At 60.5% G+C, this 22,288-nt stretch carries 18 protein-coding genes and 1 tRNA gene; 8 read left to right on the top strand and 11 right to left on the bottom strand.

Going from position 1 to position 22,288, the window contains the following annotated elements:
- Positions 1–530: 530 nt before the first annotated feature.
- From CKO36_RS14480 to CKO36_RS14455, 6 genes are all read right to left on the bottom strand, one after another.
- Entirely contained in the window at positions 531–1,445 is a 915-nt protein-coding gene (locus CKO36_RS14480; protein ID WP_200284979.1) for a ParB/RepB/Spo0J family partition protein, read from the bottom strand.
- Positions 1,446–1,478: 33 nt separating this feature from the next.
- A complete protein-coding gene (locus tag CKO36_RS14475) occupies positions 1,479–2,267 on the bottom strand; it encodes a ParA family protein (RefSeq protein WP_200284978.1) in 789 nt (262 codons plus the stop codon).
- The gene (gene rsmG, locus CKO36_RS14470) at positions 2,260–2,961 is read right to left on the bottom strand and encodes a 16S rRNA (guanine(527)-N(7))-methyltransferase RsmG (RefSeq protein ID WP_200284977.1); all 702 of its coding nucleotides are present in this window, start codon (positions 2,959–2,961) and stop codon (positions 2,260–2,262) included. The genes CKO36_RS14475 and rsmG overlap by 8 nt, the downstream gene beginning before the upstream one ends.
- Entirely contained in the window at positions 2,961–4,892 is a 1,932-nt protein-coding gene (gene mnmG, locus CKO36_RS14465) for a tRNA uridine-5-carboxymethylaminomethyl(34) synthesis enzyme MnmG (protein WP_200284975.1), read from the bottom strand. The genes rsmG and mnmG overlap by 1 nt, the downstream gene beginning before the upstream one ends.
- A gap of 85 nt (positions 4,893–4,977) precedes the next feature.
- Positions 4,978–6,777, bottom strand: a complete 1,800-nt coding sequence (locus CKO36_RS14460) for a hypothetical protein (protein ID WP_200284974.1) — start codon at positions 6,775–6,777, stop codon at positions 4,978–4,980.
- Positions 6,778–6,936: 159 nt separating this feature from the next.
- A complete protein-coding gene (locus CKO36_RS14455; protein WP_200284972.1) occupies positions 6,937–7,320 on the bottom strand; it encodes a cupin domain-containing protein in 384 nt (127 codons plus the stop codon).
- Between the two features lie 153 nt (positions 7,321–7,473).
- Here CKO36_RS14455 and prfB point away from each other — a divergent pair.
- The 6 genes from prfB to rlmB all read left to right on the top strand — a co-directional run bounded on the left by prfB (position 7,474) and on the right by rlmB (position 14,873).
- Positions 7,474–8,572 (top strand): peptide chain release factor 2 gene (gene prfB / locus CKO36_RS14450; protein ID WP_200284970.1). Its coding sequence is split into 2 segments (ribosomal slippage): positions 7,474–7,548 and positions 7,550–8,572, totalling 1,098 coding nucleotides; the frame shifts between segments, so codons are not numbered across the junction.
- Positions 8,573–8,673: 101 nt separating this feature from the next.
- Positions 8,674–10,191, top strand: a complete 1,518-nt coding sequence (gene lysS / locus CKO36_RS14445; protein ID WP_200284968.1) for a lysine--tRNA ligase — start codon at positions 8,674–8,676, stop codon at positions 10,189–10,191.
- A 47-nt stretch (positions 10,192–10,238) separates the two neighbouring features.
- On the top strand, positions 10,239–10,688 hold the full coding sequence (locus CKO36_RS14440) for a protein YgfX (protein ID WP_200284966.1): 450 nt from the start codon (positions 10,239–10,241) through the stop codon (positions 10,686–10,688).
- A gap of 22 nt (positions 10,689–10,710) precedes the next feature.
- The gene (galE, locus tag CKO36_RS14435) at positions 10,711–11,733 is read left to right on the top strand and encodes a UDP-glucose 4-epimerase GalE (protein WP_200284964.1); all 1,023 of its coding nucleotides are present in this window, start codon (positions 10,711–10,713) and stop codon (positions 11,731–11,733) included.
- 70 nt (positions 11,734–11,803) lie between these two features.
- Positions 11,804–14,056 (top strand): ribonuclease R, encoded by a 2,253-nt coding sequence (gene rnr, locus CKO36_RS14430; protein WP_200284963.1) that lies wholly within the window; start codon positions 11,804–11,806, stop codon positions 14,054–14,056.
- A 25-nt stretch (positions 14,057–14,081) separates the two neighbouring features.
- Positions 14,082–14,873, top strand: a complete 792-nt coding sequence (gene rlmB / locus CKO36_RS14425) for a 23S rRNA (guanosine(2251)-2'-O)-methyltransferase RlmB (protein ID WP_338053493.1) — start codon at positions 14,082–14,084, stop codon at positions 14,871–14,873.
- A gap of 247 nt (positions 14,874–15,120) precedes the next feature.
- Here the strand turns inward: rlmB and CKO36_RS14420 are convergent.
- Together CKO36_RS14420 and mepK are read right to left on the bottom strand one after the other, a co-directional pair.
- Positions 15,121–15,197, bottom strand: a tRNA-Met gene (locus tag CKO36_RS14420).
- Positions 15,198–15,420: 223 nt separating this feature from the next.
- Positions 15,421–15,951, bottom strand: a complete 531-nt coding sequence (gene mepK / locus CKO36_RS14415; protein WP_200284961.1) for a peptidoglycan L,D-endopeptidase MepK — start codon at positions 15,949–15,951, stop codon at positions 15,421–15,423.
- Positions 15,952–16,478: 527 nt separating this feature from the next.
- On the opposite strand from mepK, the gene CKO36_RS14410 reads away from it, so the two are divergent.
- The gene (locus CKO36_RS14410) at positions 16,479–17,255 is read left to right on the top strand and encodes a lytic transglycosylase domain-containing protein (protein ID WP_242469633.1); all 777 of its coding nucleotides are present in this window, start codon (positions 16,479–16,481) and stop codon (positions 17,253–17,255) included.
- A gap of 19 nt (positions 17,256–17,274) precedes the next feature.
- Here CKO36_RS14410 and CKO36_RS14405 read toward each other — a convergent pair whose 3' ends face one another.
- Positions 17,275–19,521 (bottom strand): DUF1631 family protein, encoded by a 2,247-nt coding sequence (locus tag CKO36_RS14405; RefSeq protein WP_200284960.1) that lies wholly within the window; start codon positions 19,519–19,521, stop codon positions 17,275–17,277.
- Between the two features lie 44 nt (positions 19,522–19,565).
- Positions 19,566–19,784 carry a hypothetical protein gene (locus CKO36_RS14400; protein ID WP_200284958.1) on the bottom strand — a complete coding sequence of 73 codons (219 nt, stop codon included), beginning with the start codon at positions 19,782–19,784 and terminating at the stop codon, positions 19,566–19,568.
- Positions 19,785–19,906: 122 nt separating this feature from the next.
- Here CKO36_RS14400 and CKO36_RS14395 point away from each other — a divergent pair, with 122 nt between their 5' ends.
- Positions 19,907–21,193, top strand: coding sequence for an O-acetylhomoserine aminocarboxypropyltransferase/cysteine synthase family protein (locus CKO36_RS14395; protein ID WP_200284956.1), 1,287 nt, complete (start codon positions 19,907–19,909; stop codon positions 21,191–21,193).
- Between the two features lie 59 nt (positions 21,194–21,252).
- On the opposite strand, the gene CKO36_RS14390 is transcribed toward CKO36_RS14395, so the two are convergent.
- Entirely contained in the window at positions 21,253–22,065 is an 813-nt protein-coding gene (locus CKO36_RS14390) for an alginate O-acetyltransferase AlgX-related protein (protein ID WP_200284954.1), read from the bottom strand.
- Positions 22,066–22,288 lie beyond the last annotated feature (223 nt).

The following is a 22,288-nucleotide window of genomic DNA, read 5'->3' as shown; positions in this document are numbered from 1 at the left end:
GAGCAAGTGCTTGAACGCATGCCTTGGCCGGCTTGGCCGGCTCGACGACGACCTCGACCGGCAAAGCGCCCCTACCTGATGCCTGTGGCGGCTTAGCAACAATGGACCAAGGCATGATCAAGGCCTCTTTCTCTGTATACTTTAAAGAAGGTCGAAAACTATATCTATTTGATAAGATAGCAGTATTAAGTTTTTATTTAGGCTTGCTCACTTCTCTGATCTGGGTGGTTATCTTTTTATCTGACATTTCAGATCTCGAAAGCATTGGCCCTAAATTATCTTTTTCTTTAATGTTATTGATTTATGTGACAGCATTGAGAGTGCTTAGCATAATTCTATTAAGTATAAAGTCTACCAAATAATTGACTGTGGCGTTTTTCATTATTAAAGCGTAACAGCCAGGGCATAGAAAATCTTGTTCCTTCATATCTGTGAAGCCCGCCACCTGCGAGATATCAAAGGGGTTATGTCGCCTAACAAGCGGCTACAGCCAACCGTCCGAGGCACAGCCGTTCTTCAGCAGGGTGACTTCACTGGATATGCGCCAAAATCCCGTCGAGTTCGTCCAGGTTGTTGTAGGCGATGACCAGCTTGCCGGCGCCGGCGGTGCCGTGCTTGATGGCGACCTGGGCGCCGAGACGGCCGGCCAGGTCGTCTTGCAGACTGCGGATGTTGGGATCGAGCGGCGGTTTTTCCTTGGGGGTGTCTTCGCTTTCTTCATTCTGCCAGCGGCGCACCAGTTTTTCGGTTTCGCGCACCGACAGCCCGCGATTGACCACTTGTTTGGCGGCGTTGCTTTGGTTGCGCCCCTTGAGTCCGAGCAGGGCGCGGGCGTGGCCCATGTCAAGCTGGCGCTGGTCCAAGTAGGCTTTGGTGTCCGGTTCCAAATCCAGCAGGCGCAGCAGATTGGTGACTGCGGTGCGGGATTTGCCCACCGCCTCAGCGACCTGTTGATGGGTGAGGCTAAATTCCTCGGCCAAGCGCAGCAGGGCATTGGCTTCTTCGAGCGGGTGTAGATCGTCGCGCTGGATGTTCTCAATCAGCGCAATGGCCAGCGCGGTCTTTTCATCGACCTCGCGCACCACCACCGGAATCTTGGCCAGTCCCGCTTGTTGGGCGGCGCGCCAGCGCCGTTCGCCAGCGATGAGTTCATAGTTGCCGTCAGCGACCTGACGCACCACCACCGGCTGTATCACGCCCTGAGCGGCGATGGAATCGGCCAGTTCGCTGAGTCTGTCGGGGTCGAATTTGCGTCGTGGTTGGTAGCGACCGCGACGGATGCGTTCGACGCCCAGCTCGGTAATGATATCTTCGGGGCGTGCTTCCAGCACCGAAGCCGGCGCGGAGGTGTCCGTTGCGCCAGCGTCCAGGTTGGTGTTGTGCGTGCTGGCACCGCCGAGCAGGGCGTCCAGGCCGCGACCGAGTCCTTTGCGTTTGTTTGACATGGTGGAAGGGGTCAGTTGCGTGCAGCGGTAAGGTTAGACCGCAGCCGAGCTGCGCGCGGTGCGGCCCAGCAGCTCACTGGCCAGCGTTTGATAGGCGATGGAGCCGCGCGAATTGGCGTCGTACAGCAACGCCGGCAGGCCATGGCTGGGCGCCTCAGCCAGACGCACATTGCGCGGAATGATTGTCGTGTAGACTTGGCTGCTGAAGTGCTCAATCAACTGAGTCGAAACCTGGTTGGCGAGGTTGTTACGCGGATCGTGCATGGTGCGCAGAATGCCCTCAACCTTCAGCTCCGGATTGCGGCTGTTTTGTACCTGACCGATGGTATCGAGCAACGCCGACAGCCCTTCGAGTGCATAGTATTCGCACTGTATGGGAATCAGCACCCCATGAGCGGCCACCAGGGAGTTGAGGGTGAGCATGTTGAGCGAGGGCGGGCAGTCAATCAGGATGATGTCGTAGGAGTCAGTCACGGCGGCGATGGCCTCAGCCAGGCGGCGCTCGCGCTGCTCGGTGTTCATCAGCCCGACCTCAGCCGCCGTCATGTCGCTGTTGGAGGGCAGCAGATCAAAGCCAGGGGTGGGTTCGGCCACCCGCACCCGGCATTCATCAAAACCGTGCTCGCCCAGCAGCAGATCGCAGCCGGTCTGCTCCAGGTTGTTTTTATCCACTCCGCAGCCCATGGTCGCATTGCCCTGCGGATCCATGTCGATCAGCAGCACACGGCTTTTGAGCGACGCCAGGGAGGCGGCCAGGTTGACGGCGGTGGTGGTTTTGCCAACACCACCTTTTTGATTAGCGATCGCGATGATTCTAGCCATGGATACCTGAGCTGCTGTCGATACGGATCAAATGACGTTCGCCGGGAACGAAAGGCACCTCCAGGCGGGTGACGCTCCAGCGGGCGCCAGTGGCGGCCAGCTCAGCGAGTTCGTCATCTGCCAGGCGCCCTTTGTAAGCAATGACCGGCGCTTCGGGGCGTCGTAACTCCGCGCTGCTGACCCATAATGCGCTCAGCGGGGCCAAGGCGCGAGCCGTTATGGTAGCGAATTTTTCCCTCGGCTGGTACGACTCAAGCCGCGCTTGCACGACCGTGACATTGCCCAACCCCAGGGTGGCCGCCGCCTGACGCACGAAGCGGGTCTTTTTGCCGACGCTGTCGAGCAGGACAAATCGATGCTCCGGGCAGGCGATGGCCAACGGAATGCCCGGCAGTCCGGCGCCGGTGCCAAGATCCAGAATTGGCGTGGCGCTGAAGACATCGGCGGCGGCCAGACTGTCGAGCAGATGGCGGCCAACCATTTCCAGGGGATCGCGCACGGCAGTGAGATTAAAACGTTGGTTCCAGTGCGCGAGCTGTTCGAGATAGTCAAGCAGGGTGTCGCGCTGAGTCTCACTCAGGCTGGCAGCACGGCCGCCAAGTTGTGCGCAGCCCTGATCGAGGCGTTCGCGCAGCGCCGCGCGCGGGAGGATCGGCTTGGTGGCCGGCGGCGGGGGCTGATCGGACCAGGACATCAGGCGCTGTGCCGCGCTTGCGATGCAGCCGGCTCCGATGGTGTCGCGGCGGCTGGGGCCGACTTGGTACGCTTGAGGTGAATCAGCAGCAGGGACACGGCGGCCGGGGTCACGCCGGGAATGCGGGCAGCCTGGCCCAGGGTGGTGGGGCGCACCTGCTTGAACTTTTCCAGTACCTCGGCCGACAGCCCGCGCACGCGGTCATAATCGAAATTCACCGGCAGCGGCTGATGCTCCTGGGCCTGCTGGCGTTCGATCTCGGCGCGCTGCCGCTCCAGATAGCCGGCATACTTGGCCTGAATGTCAATCTGCTCGGCCACGGCCGGGTCGCTCACCGCCGGGCCAAGTTCGGCGATGGCAGTCAGGCGGGCATAGTCCAGTTGCGGGCGGGCGAGCAGGTCGAGCGCGCGGACTTCGCGCTTGGGCGGCTCGCCAAGCGGTGCGGCCAGAGCGGTGGCGACCGGGCTGCCGGGACGCACCCAGGTGTCGCGCAGGCGCTGCTGCTCGCGAGTGATGGCGTCACGCTTGGTCTCAAACGCCTGCCAGCGACGCTCATCCACCAGCCCCAGGGAACGGCCGATCTCGGTGAGGCGCAGATCGGCGTTGTCCTCGCGCAGTTGTAGCCGGTACTCGGCACGACTGGTGAACATGCGATACGGCTCTTGCGTACCGCAGGTAATCAGGTCATCGACCATCACGCCCAGATAGGCCTGATCGCGGCGCGGGCACCAGGGCTCCTGGTCGCGGGCCGCGCGCGCAGCATTCAGCCCGGCCAACAGCCCCTGGGCGGCGGCTTCCTCATAGCCGGTGGTGCCATTGATCTGCCCGGCGAAATAGAGCCCGCGCAGGGGCTTGGTTTCGAGTGAGGGGAGCAAATCGCGCGGGTCGAAGAAGTCGTACTCAATGGCATAGCCGGGACGGGTGATGTGCGCGTGCTCAAAGCCGGGGATGGAGCGCACCAGAGCCTCTTGTACATCATAGGGCAGGCTGGTGGAGATGCCGTTGGGGTAGATTTCAGCGCTGTCGAGCCCTTCGGGCTCAACAAAAATCTGATGGGACGCTTTGTCGGCGAAGCGGAAAATCTTGTCCTCAATGGACGGGCAATAGCGCGGCCCGACGCCTTCGATCACGCCGCTGAACAGGGGCGAGCGCGACAGGCCAGCGCGGATGATGTCATGGGTGCGCTCGGTGGTGCGGGCGATATGACAACTGACCTGGCGCGGGTGATCCGCTGCTGAGCCCAGATAGGAGAATACTGGCAGCGGGGTGTCGCCAGGCTGCTCGGCGAGCTGGCTGAAGTCGATGCTGCGCGCGGCAATGCGCGGCGGGGTGCCGGTTTTCAGCCGTTCGACGCGCAGCGGCAGGGTGCGCAGCCGCTCAGCCAGTGCCAGCGCGGGAGGATCGCCGGCGCGACCGCCCCGAGCGTTGCTGAGACCGATGTGCAGGCGCCCGCCGAGAAAGGTGCCAGCGGTCAGCACCACAGTGCGGGCGCGAAACTCCAGGCCCATCTGGGTGAGGGCGCCCAGCACCCGGTCACCGTCGATGAGCAGATCATCCACCGCCTGCTGGAACAAATCCAGGCCGGGTTGCTGTTCCAGCGTGCGGCGCACGGCGGCCTTGTAGAGCCAGCGGTCGGCCTGGGCGCGGGTGGCGCGTACCGCCGGGCCCTTGCGGCTGTTGAGCACGCGGAACTGAATACCGGCGGCATCGGCTGCCTGTGCCATGAGTCCGCCCAGCGCGTCGATCTCCCGTACCAGATGGCTCTTGCCGATGCCGCCGATGGCGGGATTGCAGCTCATCTGTCCCAGGGTGTCGATATTGTGCGTCAGCAGCAGCGTGCGGACGCCAAGTCGGGCAGCGGCCAGCGCTGCTTCGGTGCCGGCATGGCCGCCACCAATCACAATGACATCGTAGTCCTGGGTTGCCTGCATGGAGGAAAGTATCTCGCCAAAGTCCGCCCCGCGAGGGGCAATGGCGGCAGTCTAGCCCAATGGCGTTGCGCGTGCGCGCTTGGCGTTAGAAGCGCAGCGGACGATATTCCGATTCAGCCGGGTTGCGGCTGTCGGCGGGGCTGGGTGTCAGGTTGCGGTGTTTGCCGCTGCGACGACCGGCTTTGTGCGCGCGGGGGTAGCTAGGGACGCCTAGCTGCGGATCATGCGGATTGATCTGAAACAACAGGAAGTCCTGGGTCGCCTCGCGCAGGCTGCGCAGTTTCGACTGGATGAGCATACGTTTGGCGCGGATGGTGATGGCGTCGCCTTCATGGAACTGTTGCTGAGGCGGCGTCACCAGTCCCCAACCAAAGTCGTCGTCATACACCAGGAACGCGCGCAAGCTGCTGTTGAGTAACCCATCATCAGTCACGGGAGTGACGGAAACCGGCGCGGCAAAGCTGGCCAGTTCTTGCAGATCGATTTGTAGGACGCGGCTGGTGCGCAGGATGCGCGCAACGCGGGCCAGCTTGGGCCGTGCCAAGCCGGGTTTGCCAACACCAAAGGCCACCAGGGTACCGACGCTGAGTGCCGTGCTGCTTTGGGTGCTGGGATTTTGAATGCGCCACAGCCGTGCGCTGCGGTTGACCAAGTGCCAGGAATCACCATTGGTGCGCAGGTGACTTGGCTGTTGCAACGGATGGCGCCGGGTGCGCGGTACGGTTTGGGGCGAATGGGAATGCGGGGTGCGTGAAAAGACCTGATGCAGCAAGGCGCGAATGGTTGCCATGCCGGCACTGAGGTACAGGGTCTCGGTGGCGTCCGGTGCGGAGGCCATCCGCATGTCAACGGCGCCGTTATCCATATCGCGCGCCAGCAGGCGAATGCTTGGGCGACGTGCAAAGGAAGGCAGCGCGAGCAGGCGTTCAGGTGAGCGGGTGCCGCCCGGATCGCGCCGGAAAAAAACATGATGATCGGCACGGATTGCAGCGGCCAGAACGTTGTAGTCGAGTTGCAGCACTTCGGTTGAGCCAGTGGGCGGGGTAACTCCGGGCGGACCATCGTGATTGGGGTGCAGATAGCGGCAATAAGTCGTCGCTGAGTCACTGGAAGCCAAGCTGGAACTCAGCTGCACGGCTTGCGGCACCAGGGCGCAATAGCGGGCAACAAAGCCCTGGGTGGTTTTGGGCCAACTGAACAGATCAAACAACCCCTGGACTTGCAGGTTCAGGTAGAGCGCCTGGCGCGTGCAGCCGCCCTCGGCGTTGGTCAGAAAATCCGGTGCCGCACAGACGCCCAGCGGCTCATCGGGCCAACCGGCGCTCAGGAGAGCGAAAAAGACCCGGTTGGCACGCTGCCAGGAAGCCGCAGGGATGGGCTGATAGCGCAAGCGATGCAGTTCATGCTCGCGCCAGGTCCACTCCAGAATGCGCAGTGCGCTCAGTTGCAGCGTGGACTCATCGGCGGCGCGCTGACCGGCGGCATAGGCATCGGCCAGCGTGAGTTGATAGGCGGTGAGCAGTTCGGTGATGCAGGCCTTGAGCTGATCAAGCCGGGTGGCTTGTGCAGCACGCTCAGGCAGGCCACGGCGATCGCGGGCCTGCTGGGCAAGCAGCATTTCAGCCTCGGGCCACAGCTGCTCGCCCAGTGCCTCGGCTTCCCGCAAGCGTTGAGCGGCGGCGTTGCGAGTGCGATTGCTGCTTTGCAGTTCGCTCAGACTATCCAGCAAGGGTTCCTGCTCGTCGCGGTCACCTTTGATCAGACGCAGGGAACCGGCGCGCAGCAGGCGCGAAGTCCGTGATTGACTGGGCGCCTCCAAGCCTTCGCGCAAATCGGCCAGCCTATCGCGCGTAGCGGTGCAGGCGGCATCAGTAGTCTGGGCCATGAGTATGACGGCCTCCTGCGGTTGAAACAATGGTTCAGGAATTCAGATCAATGCGATCCGGCCAGGCCGCGTGCCAGTGGCCTGTTCAGGGACTCTTACTGGCGAGTTTACCTTAGCCTGACTGGAGCGGCTGTGAAGCGGTTCACAGCTTTGGGGAATTCATACATCGTCCAGTTCCTGATAATTGTCCGGGCGAAACCTGGGGTTGCAGATGGCGAGAAACACCAGAGGAACATCACCGGTGTTATCGATACGCTGCGGACAATCGGGCGGGATATAGACGACATCCCCCGGATTGACCAGAGCGGGCGGCAACTCACCGACATGCACCCGGCCCTGGCCGTGCAAAATCACATAGCGCTCGGTGGTCTGTGCCAGGCGATGCCAGCGGGTTGAGACGCCAACAGCAACCGTGGCGCGGGCGATGGAGAGGTCCGGATCCTCGGCGCGGTTCCAGGATTCCAGAATGTCGCAGCGCTCTGTGGTTGGATAGGTTGCGGCTTCGTCGGGGTGATGGATGATGGGGAGACGTTGATGCGGCATAGGCTGAGGTTGTGTGGCGGTTTTCTAACGCTGTCTGGTGGCGAGTGAGTATAGTCGATGGCATTGAAGCCTCTGGGGTCGCGTTGCGGTAAGCGACAATGCGTCCGGCGCTTCGGGTATACTGAACAGCTTTGCCCGATGCGGAGAATGCTCATGCAGGATATTAGCCCGATACGCGCGCAACTTGGCGATCTGAGGGGCCGTTTGGAGTCTCTCTGGGGGTATCTTTGACTATGCTGGCAAGGATGAGCGTCTGACCGAGGTCTTGCGCGAACTCGAAGACCCGAATCTCTGGAACGATCCCGAATTGGCTCAGCGCTTGGGGCGTGAGCGAGCGATGCTGGAGCAGATTGTGCTGGGCCTGCGCGAACTGCGTGCGGGGCTTGAGGATGCCGATGATTTGTTGAGCATGGCCGTGGCGGAGGAAGACGCGGAGACGGTCGAGGCCGTGCTGGCCGATCTGACCGGGCATGAGGCGCATATTGGCCGCCTGGAGTTTCAGCGCATGTTCTCCGGGCCCATGGATGCCAACAACGCCTTTGTCGATATTCAGGCCGGCTCCGGCGGCACTGAGGCGCAGGACTGGGCGGAGATGCTGCTGCGCATGTATCTGCGTTGGTGCGAGGCCCATGAGTTCAAGACCGAGTTGACTGAAGTCTCACCGGGTGAAGTCGCCGGCATTAAGTCCGCCACCATTGCAGTGCAGGGCGACTATGCCTTCGGCTGGTTGCGCACTGAAACCGGCGTGCATCGGCTGGTGCGCAAATCACCCTTTGATTCCGGCAATCGTCGCCATACCTCCTTTGCCGCCGTGTTTGTCGCGCCCGAGGTGGATGACTCGGTCGAGGTGGAAATTAATCCGGCGGATTTGCGCATTGATGTCTATCGTGCCTCGGGCGCGGGCGGTCAGCACGTCAACCGGACTGAATCGGCGGTGCGCATCACTCATAATCCGACCGGCATCGTGGTGCAATGTCAGAATGACCGCTCGCAGCACAAGAACAAGGATCAGGCAATGAAGCAGCTCAAGGCCAAGCTCTATGAGCTGGAGATGCAAAAGCGCAGCGCCGATCAGCAGGCTTTGGAAGAGACCAAGTCCGACATCGGCTGGGGCAGCCAGATCCGTTCCTATGTGCTTGACCAATCGCGCATTAAGGATTTGCGCACCAGTGTCGAGACGGGCAACACCCAGGCGGTGCTCGATGGTGGCTTGGATCAGTTCATTGAAGCCAGTCTGAAGAGTGGCTTATAAGCGTGGCTGGTCGCTTCAGTCTCAATCCTCAATCCCTTATCACTGTTTAACCGCCCAATAGCTTTAACTTTCCAACGGCTTCACGTTCGACCACTTCCCCCATGACCGACTCCGACTCCAACGCACCCGCGACAGAAGAACACAAGCTCATTGCCCAGCGCCGCGAAAAGCTCGCGCGCATCCGTGAGCAGGGCGTGGCTTTTCCCAATGATTTTAGACGCAACGCCGTGGCTGGGGAGTTGCTGACGCAATATGCCGATGCCAGCGATGCAGAACTCGACAGTCTTGGCCTGCGGGTGAAGCTCGCCGGGCGACTGATGAGCCGACGGGTGATGGGCAAGGCGAGCTTTGCCCACCTGCAGGATATGAGCGGGCGCATGCAGCTCTTTGTGCAGCGCGACCGGGTGGGCGAGGACGTTTACGCCTGGTTCAAAAAAGAGTTGGATATTGGTGACATCTGCGCAGCCGAAGGCATGCTGTTTAAGACCAAAACCGGCGAGCTGTCGGTGAAGGTGGACGGGCTGCGGCTGCTGACCAAATCCCTGCGCGCGTTGCCGGAGAAGTTCCACGGGCTGGCGGATCAGGAAACCCGCTATCGGCAGCGCTATCTGGACCTGATTATGAACCAGGCCACGCGCACCACCTTTCAGCTGCGCACCCAGACGATTCAGTGCATTCGCGACTATCTCAACGAGCGGGGCTTTCTGGAAGTTGAGACGCCTATGATGCAGGCCATTCCCGGCGGTGCCATGGCACGGCCCTTTGTGACCCATCACAACGCGCTCGACATGGAGCTGTTTCTGCGCATCGCGCCCGAGCTGTACCTCAAGCGGCTGGTGGTCGGCGGCTTTGAGCGGGTCTATGAAATCAACCGCAATTTCCGCAATGAGGGCCTCTCGACCCGGCATAACCCGGAGTTCACCATGCTGGAGTTCTATCAGGCCTATGCCGACTATCACGAGCTGATGGACCTGACCGAGGATCTGCTGCGGCGCCTGGTGCAACAGGTGCTGGGCGGCACGACTCTGACCTATCAGGGGGCCAGCTATGATCTGTCGCAGCCCTTTCAGCGCATGAGCGTGCGCGAGTCCATTCTCGCCTTCAACCCGCAACTGACAGCGGCGGAGATTGATGAGTTGCCCGCCGCACGCGCAGTCGCCCAAAGTCTGGGGATTCCGCTCAAAGATAGCTATGGTTTGGGGAAGGTACAGATCGAGATTTTCGAGAAAACGGTCGAACCGCGCTTGCTGGAGCCGACCTTCATCACTGAGTATCCGCTGGAAGTCTCGCCCTTAGCGCGGCGCAATGACGAGAATCCCTTTGTCACCGATCGCTTTGAGTTCTTCGTCGGTGGACGCGAGATTGCCAATGGCTTCTCGGAGCTGAACGATGCTGAGGATCAGGCCGAACGCTTCCGCCGCCAGGTGGCCGACAAGGATGCCGGTGACCTGGAGGCCATGCACTTTGATGCGGATTATATTCGCGCGCTGGAACATGGCATGCCGCCAACGGCGGGTGAGGGCATTGGTATTGATCGCCTGGTGATGTTGCTCACCGATGCGCCTTCCATCCGCGATGTGCTGCTGTTTCCGCACCTGCGCCCCGAAGAGCCGAGCTGAGAACAGCGCTTAATGCCCCGGCTAAGCCAGTGACGCCAGGTGCATCAGTGGCACCAGTCGCACCGCTGCATGTGCGGCCCCGGCGCTCGATGCGGCTGCTGCTGTCTCTCGCCCTGGTGCATTTGGGCGCTTTAATCATAGTGGCGCTGGTGCCGGGATATGCACTGCTCAGGCTGTGGCTGGCGGCGCTCATTGTGCTCTCAGCGGCTTGGCATCTTGCGGTTCAGGGATGGCGACGCCTGCCGGGGTCGATCATGGAAGTCATGCGCAGCGATGCAGGCGACTGGGAGCTGGTGCTGGCTACCGGCGAAGTGCTGCCGGCGCGCTTGCTGGCGTCGAGCTTTATTGGTCAGCATTTGGTGATCTTGAATTTTGCCCTGGGGCACTGGCGGCGCCTGTCCCTGCCGCTGGCAACGGACAGTCTGGAAGCGGAGGTGATGCGGCAGCTACGTGCCCAGTTGCGTGCCGGGCGCTGGGGTGAAAACAACCGGGGCTGAGGAGAACAGTCAGGAAGCTGACATGAAGATTCTGGTCACAGGCGGCGCCGGTTATATCGGCGCTCACACGCTGGTCGAACTGCTGGCCGCCGGACATGAACCCATCGTGCTCGATAATCTCTCCAACAGCAAACCCGCAGCCTTGGAGCGGGTGCGTCGCATCAGCGGCCGCGAGCTAGTGTTTTATCCCGTGGATCTGCGCGATGCGTCAGCGCTGAACGATGTCTTTGCGCAAGAATCCATTGATGCGGTAATCCACTTTGCCGGCCTGAAAGCGGTCGGGGAGTCAGTCGCGCAACCTCTGCGCTATTACGACAACAATGTGGTGGGTTCCTTGAATCTGTGTCAGGCCATGGAACAGGCGGCAGTGCGCACCCTGATTTTCAGCTCATCGGCCACCGTCTACGGCGATCCCCAACGGGTACCGATCACTGAGGATGCGCCTCTGTCATCGACCAATCCCTATGGTCGCACCAAGGTGATGATTGAGGACATGCTGCGCGATCTGGCGGCTACGGATGCGCGCTGGCGTATCACGCTGCTGCGCTATTTCAATCCCGTGGGCGCGCATCCCAGCGGCCTGATCGGCGAAGACCCGAACGGCATTCCCAATAATTTAATGCCCTACATCGCACAGGTTGCAGTGGGTCAGTTACCAGAGCTGCGGGTATTCGGCAACGACTATCCGACACCCGACGGCACCGGCGTGCGTGATTACATTCATGTGGTGGATTTGGCGCTTGGGCATCTGGCGGCGTTGCAGGAAACGACGGCGCCTGCGGGCGGGGTGCGGGTGTTTAATCTCGGCACCGGGCAGGGGTATTCAGTGCTCGACATGCTCAAGGCTTTTGAGCACGCCTGTGGGCACACCTTGCCCTATCGGGTGCATCCACGCCGCCCGGGCGATGTCGCCTGCTGCTATGCCGATCCTGGCAAGGCGGCGCGCGAGCTGGGCTGGCGGGCGCAGCGCGGACTCAGCGAGATGGCAGCGGACAGCTGGCGCTGGCAAACCCAAAATCCGCACGGATACGACGCGCCGGCATGACATGCACTAGCGCAGAGGTCGCGGCGGTGCGCTAAACTAGCGGCTTTCTTGATTGATTAGCTAGGTGCCTGTGGCCAGACGCAAAAAAAATCCTTCCTCCAAAGCCCTCGATCCGCACCGCGAGCGTGAAGCGAGGAAATACGACAACCCCATTCCCAGTCGCGAGTTCATCCTGGAGACCCTGACCGCACGCGCGGTACCGATGGAATTCGATGCGGTCGCAGAGACGCTGGGCCTGACCGAGGCTGAGGAACTGCAAGCCTTGGAGCGACGTCTCGGCGCCATGGTGCGCGACGGTCAACTGCTGCGCAATCGCCGCGATGCCTTCTGTCTGGTCAACAAAAAAGACCTGATTGCCGGGCGGGTGATCGGCCACCCCGACGGGTTTGGCTTTCTCAAGCCCGATGAAGGCGGCGATGATCTCTATCTGTATCCCAAGGAAATGCGCGCTCTGTTTCATGGCGATCGTATCGTCGCGCGCGTGACCGGGCGTGATCGGCGCGGGCGTCTGGAAGGCGCCGTGGTCGAGATTCTGGAACGCAAGACGCAGTCAGTGGTGGGGCGCTTTTACTCCGAAAGCGGTGTCGGCTTTGTAGTGCCGGACAATAAGCGCATCAGTCACGACATTATTATTCCCAGCGACCGCATCGGCCAGGCCACCAAGGGGCAGATTGTGGTCGCCGAAATCACTGATCAGCCCACTCGTCGCACCCAGCCGCTCGGGCGAGTGCACGAGGTGTTAGGCGACCACATGGCCGCTGGCATGGAAACCGACATCGCCGTGCGCGCCCACGATCTGCCGGTGGACTGGCCCGAGGCAGTCACCACGCAGATTGCCGGACTCAGTGCCGAGGTGCCGGAAGAAGCCAAGGCCGGTCGCACCGATCTGCGTGCACTGCCGCTGGTGACCATTGATGGCGCCGATGCGCGCGATTTTGACGACGCGGTCTATGCCGAGCGCAAGCCCAAGGGTTGGAAATTGCTGGTGTGCATCGCCGATGTGTCGGCCTATGTGACGCCAGAGGATGCCCTGGATCAGGAGGCCCGCTCGCGTGGCAATTCGGTGTATTTTCCGGATCGCGTCATTCCCATGCTGCCGGAAGTGCTGTCCAACGGACTTTGTTCACTCAATCCGCAAGTGGATCGCCTGTGCATGGCTTGCGAGCTGTATGTGAACCGCGAGGGCAAGGTCACGCGTTCGCGCTTTTTCGAGGCAGTGATGCGCTCGCAGGCACGCCTGACCTATGACGAAGTCGCCGCCATGCTGATCGAGGGCGATCCTGACTTGTGCGAACAGCATGCCGAGCTGCTGCCGCATCTGCATGAATTGCATCAACTGTTTCAGGTACTGCTGGAGGCACGCAGTACGCGCGGCGCCATCGACTTCGATACCGTCGAAACCCAGTTTATCTTCAACGACCAGGGACGCATCCAGGCCATTGAGCCGCGCACCCGCAATGACGCCCATCGCATCATTGAGGAGTGCATGCTGGCGGCCAATGTCGCTGCCGCGCGCGCCTTCGAGCGCAAAAAGATGCCGGCGCTGTTTCGGATTCATGAATCGCCCAAGGCGGAGAAACTCTCCGATCTGCGGGAATTTTTGGCCGAACTGGGACTGAACTTGCCGGGTGGCGATAAGCCAACCGCCAAGGATTATGGCGCATTGCTGAATTCCGTGCGCGAGCGGGCAGATTTCCACCTGATCCAGACCGTGTTGCTGCGCTCCATGCAGCAGGCCATGTACAGCTCGGATAATGTCGGTCATTTTGGCTTGGCTTACGCGGGCTATACGCACTTTACCTCGCCAATCCGCCGCTATCCGGACCTGATCGTGCATCGCATCCTCAAGCACATCCTGGCCGGCGGCAGTGCGGCAGATCTTGATTACTCCAAGCCTGATTTGCAGCAAATTGCCGAGCATTGTTCAGGCACCGAGCGACGCGCCGATGAGGCGACCCGCGATGCCTCCGACTGGCTCAAGTGCGAGTACATGCGCGACAAGCTAGGCGAGGAGTTCAACGGCACCATCACCAGCGTGCAGGGCTTTGGCCTGTTCGTCGAGCTGGATGAAGTCTATGTCGATGGTCTGGTGCACATCACCGCGCTGGATAACGATTTTTATCACTTCGATCCCATTGGGCACCGGCTCAACGGCGCCCGCACCGGGCAGGTCTATCGCCTCGGCGACCGGCTGCGGGTGCGGGTGGCGGCAGTGAATCTCGATGAGCGCAAGATCGACTTCGTGCTGGCGCCCAGCGCCGAGAAAAGCAGCGGTTCCAAGCGCTCCAAACGGCGCGGCTCCCGCAAACGTTCCAGCAGCTAGTTCCAGCAGATAAGGGCTATTCACCGTGGCTGGCAAACGCGATCACAACGGGGACGGCTTGTCCGGCGGGCCGGCCCAATCGGCCCCTGTCATTGGGATCAATGCCGCGCGTGCGGGATTGCAGCAAGGCGGCGCGCGTGAGCTGTGGCTGGATCGTGCCCGGCGTGATCCGCGTCTGCACGAACTGGCTGAGTTGGCCCGTGCCGCTGGCGTGCCGATTCGCCAACATGACCGCGCCAAATTGGACGAGGCCGCCGCCGGTGCCCGGCATCAGGGGGCACTGCTGTGGGAGAAACAGCTCAGCGCCTTGGGCGAGGCTGATCTGACCCGGCTGCTGGACGCCGGCCCGCGCGATCCGCTGTTGCTGGTGCTGGATGGAGTAACAGATCCGCATAATCTGGGGGCCTGCCTGCGCTGTGCCGATGGCGCCGGGGCCTTGGCCGTGATTGTGCCGCGTGATCGAGCCGTCGGGCTGACCTCGGTGGTGATCAAGGTCGCCAGCGGTGCAGCCGCAAGCGTGCCCCTGGTGCGAGTGACGAATTTGGCCCGCACGCTGGAAGCCTTACAAGCGCGCGGTATCTGGGTAGTGGGTGCGGCAGGAGAGGCCGAACAGACTTTGTTCGAGTTGGATTTGACCGGCCCGCTGGCGCTGGTACTGGGCGGCGAGGGCAAGGGGCTGCGGCGTTTGACGCGCGAGCACTGCGATCAGCTCGGCGCCCTGCCGATGCATGGCCGGGTTGAAAGCCTGAATGTGTCCGTCAGTGCCGGTATCAGTCTGTATGAAGCCTTGCGCCAGCGGCTGCGCTCGGCATCATAACCGCTGCCTAGCCTAAGGCTCCAGACCAGCTGTGCGTAACTGGGCCAGCAAGCGTGCGAAGGGCCGCCTGCCGATCAATCCGGGTGGTCGGAACGCTGGGCAGGGGGGAGATCGTCGGGCTCTGGGGACGGTGTTCAGGTGATAGTCCCGCATGCGGCGAAGCGCTAGGATGCAGCCGCAACCGAAGCATCGGGTAAGAGACTGGTAGGCATAAAAAAAGCCGCTGGAGAGCGGCTTTAGGGCAGTCTGGTGGCTACGGCTAGATTCGAACTAGCGACATCGGCATTATGAGTGCCGCGCTCTAACCAACTGAGCTACGTAGCCAAATAGGCGGACAAGGATGCCATACTCAGCCGCTGGGGTCAAGTGTTTGCGCGCGTTGCAGCGATTCAGCGTACCGCCGCTGCCGATTCGGAGACGATGACCACCACTGCGGTTCTTCCCATGGCCACCCAACGGCCTTCTCCTTCTGACCACACGGTCAGGCTTCAGTACTGCCGGAAGCGCTGAAACTGTCACTTGGTAGCGCTTTGTGTGGCTGTCAGATTCAAACGCCCCAATGGCGGACGCTGCCGGTGTCGAGATGCAGGAAATCAGATTTGGGATAATAGCCGACGCCGCCACGCGCTAAGCGCAGGGCGGTTTGGCAGACCTCAGAGGTGGGAATGTCGCTCAGGCGAATGTCGAGGGCGCGGCCACTCATGTGCAGGCTGCGCTTGGCCACGCCGTTGGAGGTTCTGCGCAACATGGCGTTGGTGTGAGGGGAGCGGTAACCGCTGATAATTTCAAACAAAGCGTCTTGATCGCCTTCAAGACGCTGCTGCAAATCGTAGAGGGTATCGAACAGCCGCGGATCAATCGGGGTTTTCTCGCCGGTGCGGAAGTCTTTCAGAAACTCGTTGAGCTGTGCCAGTGCGTCGCGGTGGTAGTAATCCCCGGTGCGGTATTTCAGCTCCAAGCGCTTGTCAGTGTGCAGATGATGCAGGCGCAGGCAGCAAGCGTGCGGTTGGCGTTTGCGCGCCAGGACAGGTGTGGCAGCCGTTGACAGTGCGATACCCAAAAAATATCTTCGGTTCATTTTATCATCCCCGGTTCATGTGTGAGCGCCTGAGATCAAGCAACGAGTCAAAACATCCGTCATGCATGCGGTTGCGTGATCGCGCAGGGACGCGGATCACGCAGTCGCCGAAGCGCTGTACCACCTGCCGCCCGCTGGGGGCGAAACAGGTGGAATCTGTGCGCGAGCGCGGAAACGGTGCTTGACCTTTGGCGATTAACCTCTAAACTTAATTAACAAGCCTTGCCAACTTGCTAGTCTTACAACATTTATTTTCTGATTAACTGAAAGGATAGCATAGCCCTGGAAAAACGGAGCCCGAGCAGGGAAAAAAATTTACTACCGTTCGTCGCTTTTCCTCGGAAGCGCGCACGCCCGGCTCCCGCCGCTGATTCCGCGCGAGTGGATACCTTATGATTTGTGTTATTAGGCACGCTACTCGTCGAGCGTGCGTGCGTTATTCTGAATATTGGGCGCTGATTGGACCAGCGGACATCTGGAGCAATGCGTCGGATTGGCTGCACAGATTGTTTGCAGCAGGGGGGAACATGCGCAATCGGACTTGGCTGATACTGCTGACGGTTGGTGTCACAGGCCTGGTGCCGCCGGCCTTGGCGGATGTGTTTAAGTACGTCGATAACCGTGGCAATGTGGTGTTTTCCGACAAGCCGCTGCAACAGGACGGGCTGACTCTGGAGTGGAAGCGTACCGGGCAGAAACTGGTGGCGGAAAACCGGCTGCAATCGGAGCAGTTGCGTGAGCGTCAGCGCCAGGCCGCAGCAAAGTTGCAGGCCAATCTGGCGCGGCACGGTCATCAATCCTTCGGGCAGCGCTTGGGGCAAACCTATGGGCGCGGGTCGCTGTGGGCATCCTCGGCCTTGCCGATCACGGGGCTCAAGGCCAATGCCTCGTTGAAGGACAGGCGCGCCTACTATGGCGCTTTGATCGACACTGCCGCGCGTCAGCATCACCTGTGGCCGGAGTTGCTGCATGCAGTGATTCGCACCGAATCGGCTTATCGCGCGGATGCCCAGTCGTCCGCCGGTGCCTGTGGGCTGATGCAGTTGATGCCGGGCACCGCCGAGCGTTTCAAGGTACGGGATATCTGGGATCCAACCGAGAACGTGCGCGCCGGGGCGACCTATTTGCGGTTGTTGCTGAATCTGTTTCAAAGCGATTTACGTTTGGCACTGGCGGCCTATAACGCAGGTGAAAACGCGGTGAAACGCCACGGAAATAACATTCCACCCTATCCGGAAACTCAGGATTATGTGCGCAAAGTGCTACGGTTTTTGCGTGCTGAACAGCGTGCGTTCCAATCCTGAGTGAGCAGCCGTAACCCGACTAAGAAGGCGGGGGCGGCGGTGCAGGGTCGGGTGGGGGATCGGTTGAGGTTGGTTGCTGAGGCGTTGCGCCTTCGGGTGGTGCAACCACGCGCGCACGGCCACTCAGCATGGCTTTGGCGAGATCCTTGAGGCCGCGCATTTCGGTTTTGGTGCCGGCTTCGTCAACAAAGAGGTAGGTGGAAGTCAGCGGGCTGATCCAGGACAGTTGAATGCGACGCCCATCCGCTTCAGTGCCGCGAAAGGGCGAATCCAATTCAAACCAGGTGCCGGATTTGGTCTTGCGCAGCTCGTCGATCATGGCTTGCAAGGCGCCATCGGAAACGTCCGGCGCCGTCTCTTGGAGAGGACCGTCTTCGTCCGCACTGGGGTTGTTGTCGAGGTCAGTCCTTGGCAGGCTGGGAAGGCTGACCGGTGGACGTGAGGGCAGCATCTGCGTCCGGCGCAGTTGTTCGCGGATGCTCTGAGCATTGGCCAGCAGGTTATCAAGTGCGCCCAGTGTCGCTCGGTTATAACTGCCAAGACGCTGGGCGCCGTTGTGAATTCGCTGGCGTAGCCGTGGCAGCTCGGCAATGCGCGCGCGCAAGGCGGCTCCGGTGATACGTGGATCGAACACCTCAACCAGCGTGCGTGCAGTGTCGAGCGTCTCGCGCCAACTGGGGCTGTCTGGCCCTTCATCACGATGCTGGCTGACCAAAGTCAGCAGCTCCACCCACAGGGTATCGAGGAACACCCTTACCTGGCGCGGCACCTCATAGTGGCGCAGCAATTCGAGGATTTCCCCGCGCGCCTGTCGTTGGGCCTTGCGTGCGAATTCGCGCTCGCGATGCAAATCCCGACAGCGGCGCTCCGGGGGATGGTGCAGATGGTGCAGGTTGCGGGTGTGCTGATGCAAATGCTCAAAGAGCGCGTCGAAGGGGGGGGGCGTACCCTCGGGGGTGTTCAGGATGCGCTCAACAATCTCGTGCAAAATCGGCAGGGCGCCTTGGCGCGGGTCGGATTCGTCGATCCAGCGGCTGCCCGCTTCGACACATTCATCCAGCAGGGTGCGCGCCGGATGGCCGGGATCGCGGACTAGGCTGATGTCGTTCATGGCGGCTTTGATATAAGCAACCTGCAAGCGGCCCAGCGTGGCCTTGGCGACTGACGGCAAACCTGGCGTGTCATACATGTGTGAAAACAGCTGCTCAATGGTGTTGATTAGCTCAGGATCACGCGCATGCAGGCTGGCTTTGTTCAGGCTGGCGATGGCGATGCGTTCATCGCGACCACCGGGAGGCTGCGGGAGGAGCGGCGGGACGGATGAGGAGGTCTCGCTGGGACGTGAAACCGCGCGCAGAAAGCTGTCAAGCGGTGTTGGTTCGCCGGTTTTGTGTTCTAGCTTTGGTTTGGTAACGGACGCATCGCTGCCGGTATTGGATTCGATTGACGCGGGATGGCTGTGGCTAGCGGCAAGTTCGAGCAGGTCATTGACCAGCGCCTGATGCAGCGCCTCATGATCATTGGGATTGAGAAGATGTCGCTGGTTGGCACCGCTTTGCAGGCTTTGTTGACGTGACCGCCGCAGATTCACCGGCCGGGTTTTGGGCAGAACACCAGCCTCACGCAGAATATCGTTGAGTTCGCGATACAGCACGGCGGCGAACCAGGTGACGCGATGGTGAAAGAGCGCGTAGAGCACCACTTTCACGCGGATATCGAAGGCGTTTTCGGCCATGGCAGCGCGAAAGCTGTGGGCGAGGTGATGCGGGCCGGCGGGGATTTCGTCATCGCGCAATTTGCCACCGCCGGCGATGGCAGCCAGGCGCTGGCTGAGGGCGTAAAGATCGGGAAAGCAGTGCGCGTTGGTGCGAATGATGAGGTTTTTGAGCGCCTGGGTTTCGTCGCGATTGGCCAGGGTTTGAAGTTCGCGCTCATCAGAACCCACCAGATCCGGGCGCGGCAGCCAGGGGCTCGGGTGCTTCCGGCCCTGGGTGAAAAAATGGGTCAGCCCCTGTTGAATGCCGGCCTGAAAACGCTGCTTGATCGCTGCCTGCTCGTCATCGAGTTGCGCGGCGGTCGCGAAAAACAAGCTTTGCGCCGCGTCGCTGCCAGCCACCTCGGCAAAGCCGAGCAGCGCCGGGCCGGCTGCCTCAAACAGCGCGCTCAGGCGCTGATCGCAAAAGGCGAGGGTACGGGCGCGATACGCCTCCAGCGCGGGTGCGATCTGCTCCCGATTGATGGCGTGTTTGGGTTTTGGTTTAAGCACTGTTGCAGGTCGATTGGCGTACAAATGGAGCCAAGACTGGGTGCTTAATCCTCGCCGATGACGCGTTCATCGCGGGGGGTGGAGAGCAGCTTCTCGGCTTCCCCCTGCTGATGGGCAAAAATCAGGCGGAACTCACCAGGCTCATCCGGGGAGGCTTGAGCACGCAGCTCCCGCACCAGGGTGCGTGCTTCCTGATAACGTTCCTTGGTATCCAGATAGGTCAGTTGCAGATTGGGTGAGACCTTGTAGACGAAGTAAGGCATAGTGGTCATTCTCAATAAAGACAGCAGCGGATGAACAGCACTTAAGGATACCCGCTGTCGGCTTTGCATGCGATGGCAGGTAAGCGAGGCTTCATTGATAAGGCAAGAGGAGCATTAAAATCATGCATATCGAAACGCAGGCGATTCATGCGGGCTTTGAGCCCGAGCCGGGGACCAAGTCGGTCGCGACGCCGATTTATCAAACCACCAGTTACGCCTTCGACGATACCCAGCACGCGGCGGATCTGTTCGATCTCAAGGTGCCGGGCAATATTTATACTCGGATAATGAATCCGACCAGTGATGTGCTGGAAAAGCGAGTCGCAGCTATGGAGGGCGGTTCGGGCGCGCTGGCATTGGCTTCCGGCATGGCGGCGGTGACCAACGCCATCCTCACGATTGCCCAGGCCGGGGATAATATCATTGCCACCACAACCCTCTATGGCGGTACTTATAACCTGTTTGCCCATACCTTGCCGCGCCTTGGGATTGAAGTCCGGCTGGTGACGCCAAACGACGTGGATGCGATGGAAGCGCGCATTGATGATAAAACGCGCGCGGTCTTTTGTGAATCCATCGGCAACCCGGCCGGGAATGTTGCTGATATTCAAGCAGTTGCCGAGCGGGCGCATGGGCATGGCGTGCCAGTGATTGTTGATAATACCGTGCCATCGCCCTATCTGTGCCGGCCTTTTGAGCATGGCGCCGATATTGTGGTGCATGCACTGACCAAATACATGGGCGGGCATGGCACCACCATTGGTGGCGTGCTGGTCGATGGCGGGCGCTTCCCCTGGGCAGAGCATGCCGAGCGCTTCCCGATGCTCAACGAACCGGATGTGTCCTATCACGGTGTGGTCTATACCCAGGATCTGGGGCCGGCAGCCTATATTGGGCGCGCGCGGGTGGTGCCATTGCGCAATATGGGCGCGGCTATTTCGCCGTTTAACAGTTTTCTGATTTTGCAAGGCATCGAGACCCTGCCGGTGCGCATGGATCGCCATTGCGAGAATGCGCTGGCCGTGGCGGAATTTCTCCAGGATCACCCCAAAGTGGCCTGGGTGCGCTACGCCGGGCTACCGGAGAGTCCGGATTATCCGCTGGTACAGCGCTACATGCGCAATGGCTGCGCAAGCGCCATTCTGTCGTTTGGCATTCGCGGCTCCTCCGGCGATGGCCGCACCGCCGGAGGGCGCTTTATCGACGCACTGCAATTAACTGTGCGACTGGTCAACATAGGCGATGCCAAAACCCTGGCCTGCCATCCGGCAACCACCACCCACCGCCAGCTCTCACCGGACGAGCTGAAAACCGCCGGTGTGTCGGAGGATTTGGTGCGGCTGTCCATCGGCATTGAGCATATCGATGACATTATCGCGGATTTGGAGCAGGCGCTGGCGGCAGCCTAATGCGACAGGTGGACTGCCGTCAGTTCAGACGACGGAACGACGGCGGTCACCGAAAGCGATCAATAGAACAAACGCTCGACAACTTCCATCAGCACCAGATCTGGATCAAACGCTTCAATGATGGATGGCACCGAGTCAAGCTCGCGATGATGTATCCACAGGTACTCACCAGCCAGGCAAACCATCAGATCCTCCAGGGTTAGCGAAAATGAGTCGCCTACCATCAGCACCCGTGAGAAAGGATAGGGGGGACGACTCGGATCAATCGACACCAGTTTGTAAGCTCCGCTGTGCGGATCGATATCGAATTTCTGTTGGTTATGGCACAAAAATTTATTCTGGATGAAGCGGGGGATTCGCTCCAGGGCACTCTCCTCATCTCCAATCATTGGTGGTAGATCCGATTCTCTTGGGCCAATGACAAATCCTGTGAATACCTCATCGATAGCCACCGCAGCATCATCAAGTCCCAACTCCGTGACAATCTGGTTGTATACCACCAAGGCCCCCAAGCGATTCCAGTGGGTATCAGCCTTGTAGTAGAGAGGGCCAACTGTCTTATGTGCCTGAATCGCTGGACGGAGGTCAACAGAAAAGATCCCACGTTTGCGTAATTTGCCTAGCAACACATCGAGTGATTCTTGACGCGCGGTCTCAAAACCGATGCGAGCTGGCAGAAATTCAGGATAAATGGTGGCCTTGTCTGGCGCGGAGAAGAAAACAAACCGTCGGCCATGAGAAGCGACGACGGCATGAACCCGCAAAATCCTGTCCAACCATTTATCAACCCGCTCATGATCAACATAGACGCCGACTGCGCGATTTTTGAGTTTGCGTGAGTTAAGGAAATACCAGCCTCGTTCACCCAACAAAACGCGGCTATCCGCCTGCCCCAAATGTCGCATCGCAAACGCTGTCTTGCGCAGTTTACCGCCAGGGTCTATGGAGCAGCCCTTTTAAGGTGATGCAACTCATTGTATAATATGGATATTATTTCTAGAGTTGGAGTTGACAACCGATGTTTGATGATGTTCTCAACCGGTTTGCTGAACGCGCGCCTGCCACGGTCATGGTACGCGCTCTGCTTGAGCGATT

This window comes from Rhabdochromatium marinum, from assembly GCF_016583795.1.
Taxonomy (GTDB): domain Bacteria; phylum Pseudomonadota; class Gammaproteobacteria; order Chromatiales; family Chromatiaceae; genus Rhabdochromatium; species Rhabdochromatium marinum.
This window is presented reverse-complemented; position numbering and strand designations above follow the sequence as displayed.

What these genes read in the sequence shown, in the direction of transcription:
- CKO36_RS14480 (WP_200284979.1), bottom strand. Translation starts at nt 1,445, where the DNA reads ATGTCAAACAAACGCAAAGGACTCGGTCGCGGCCTGGACGCCCTGCTC.
- CKO36_RS14475 (WP_200284978.1), bottom strand. Translation starts at nt 2,267, where the DNA reads ATGGCTAGAATCATCGCGATCGCTAATCAAAAAGGTGGTGTTGGCAAA.
- rsmG (WP_200284977.1), bottom strand. Translation starts at nt 2,961, where the DNA reads ATGTCCTGGTCCGATCAGCCCCCGCCGCCGGCCACCAAGCCGATCCTC.
- mnmG (WP_200284975.1), bottom strand. Translation starts at nt 4,892, where the DNA reads ATGCAGGCAACCCAGGACTACGATGTCATTGTGATTGGTGGCGGCCAT.
- CKO36_RS14460 (WP_200284974.1), bottom strand. Translation starts at nt 6,777, where the DNA reads ATGGCCCAGACTACTGATGCCGCCTGCACCGCTACGCGCGATAGGCTG.
- CKO36_RS14455 (WP_200284972.1), bottom strand. Translation starts at nt 7,320, where the DNA reads ATGCCGCATCAACGTCTCCCCATCATCCATCACCCCGACGAAGCCGCA.
- lysS (WP_200284968.1), top strand. Translation starts at nt 8,674, where the DNA reads ATGACCGACTCCGACTCCAACGCACCCGCGACAGAAGAACACAAGCTC.
- galE (WP_200284964.1), top strand. Translation starts at nt 10,711, where the DNA reads ATGAAGATTCTGGTCACAGGCGGCGCCGGTTATATCGGCGCTCACACG.
- mepK (WP_200284961.1), bottom strand. Translation starts at nt 15,951, where the DNA reads ATGAACCGAAGATATTTTTTGGGTATCGCACTGTCAACGGCTGCCACA.
- CKO36_RS14410 (WP_242469633.1), top strand. Translation starts at nt 16,479, where the DNA reads ATGCGCAATCGGACTTGGCTGATACTGCTGACGGTTGGTGTCACAGGC.
- CKO36_RS14400 (WP_200284958.1), bottom strand. Translation starts at nt 19,784, where the DNA reads ATGCCTTACTTCGTCTACAAGGTCTCACCCAATCTGCAACTGACCTAT.
- CKO36_RS14395 (WP_200284956.1), top strand. Translation starts at nt 19,907, where the DNA reads ATGCATATCGAAACGCAGGCGATTCATGCGGGCTTTGAGCCCGAGCCG.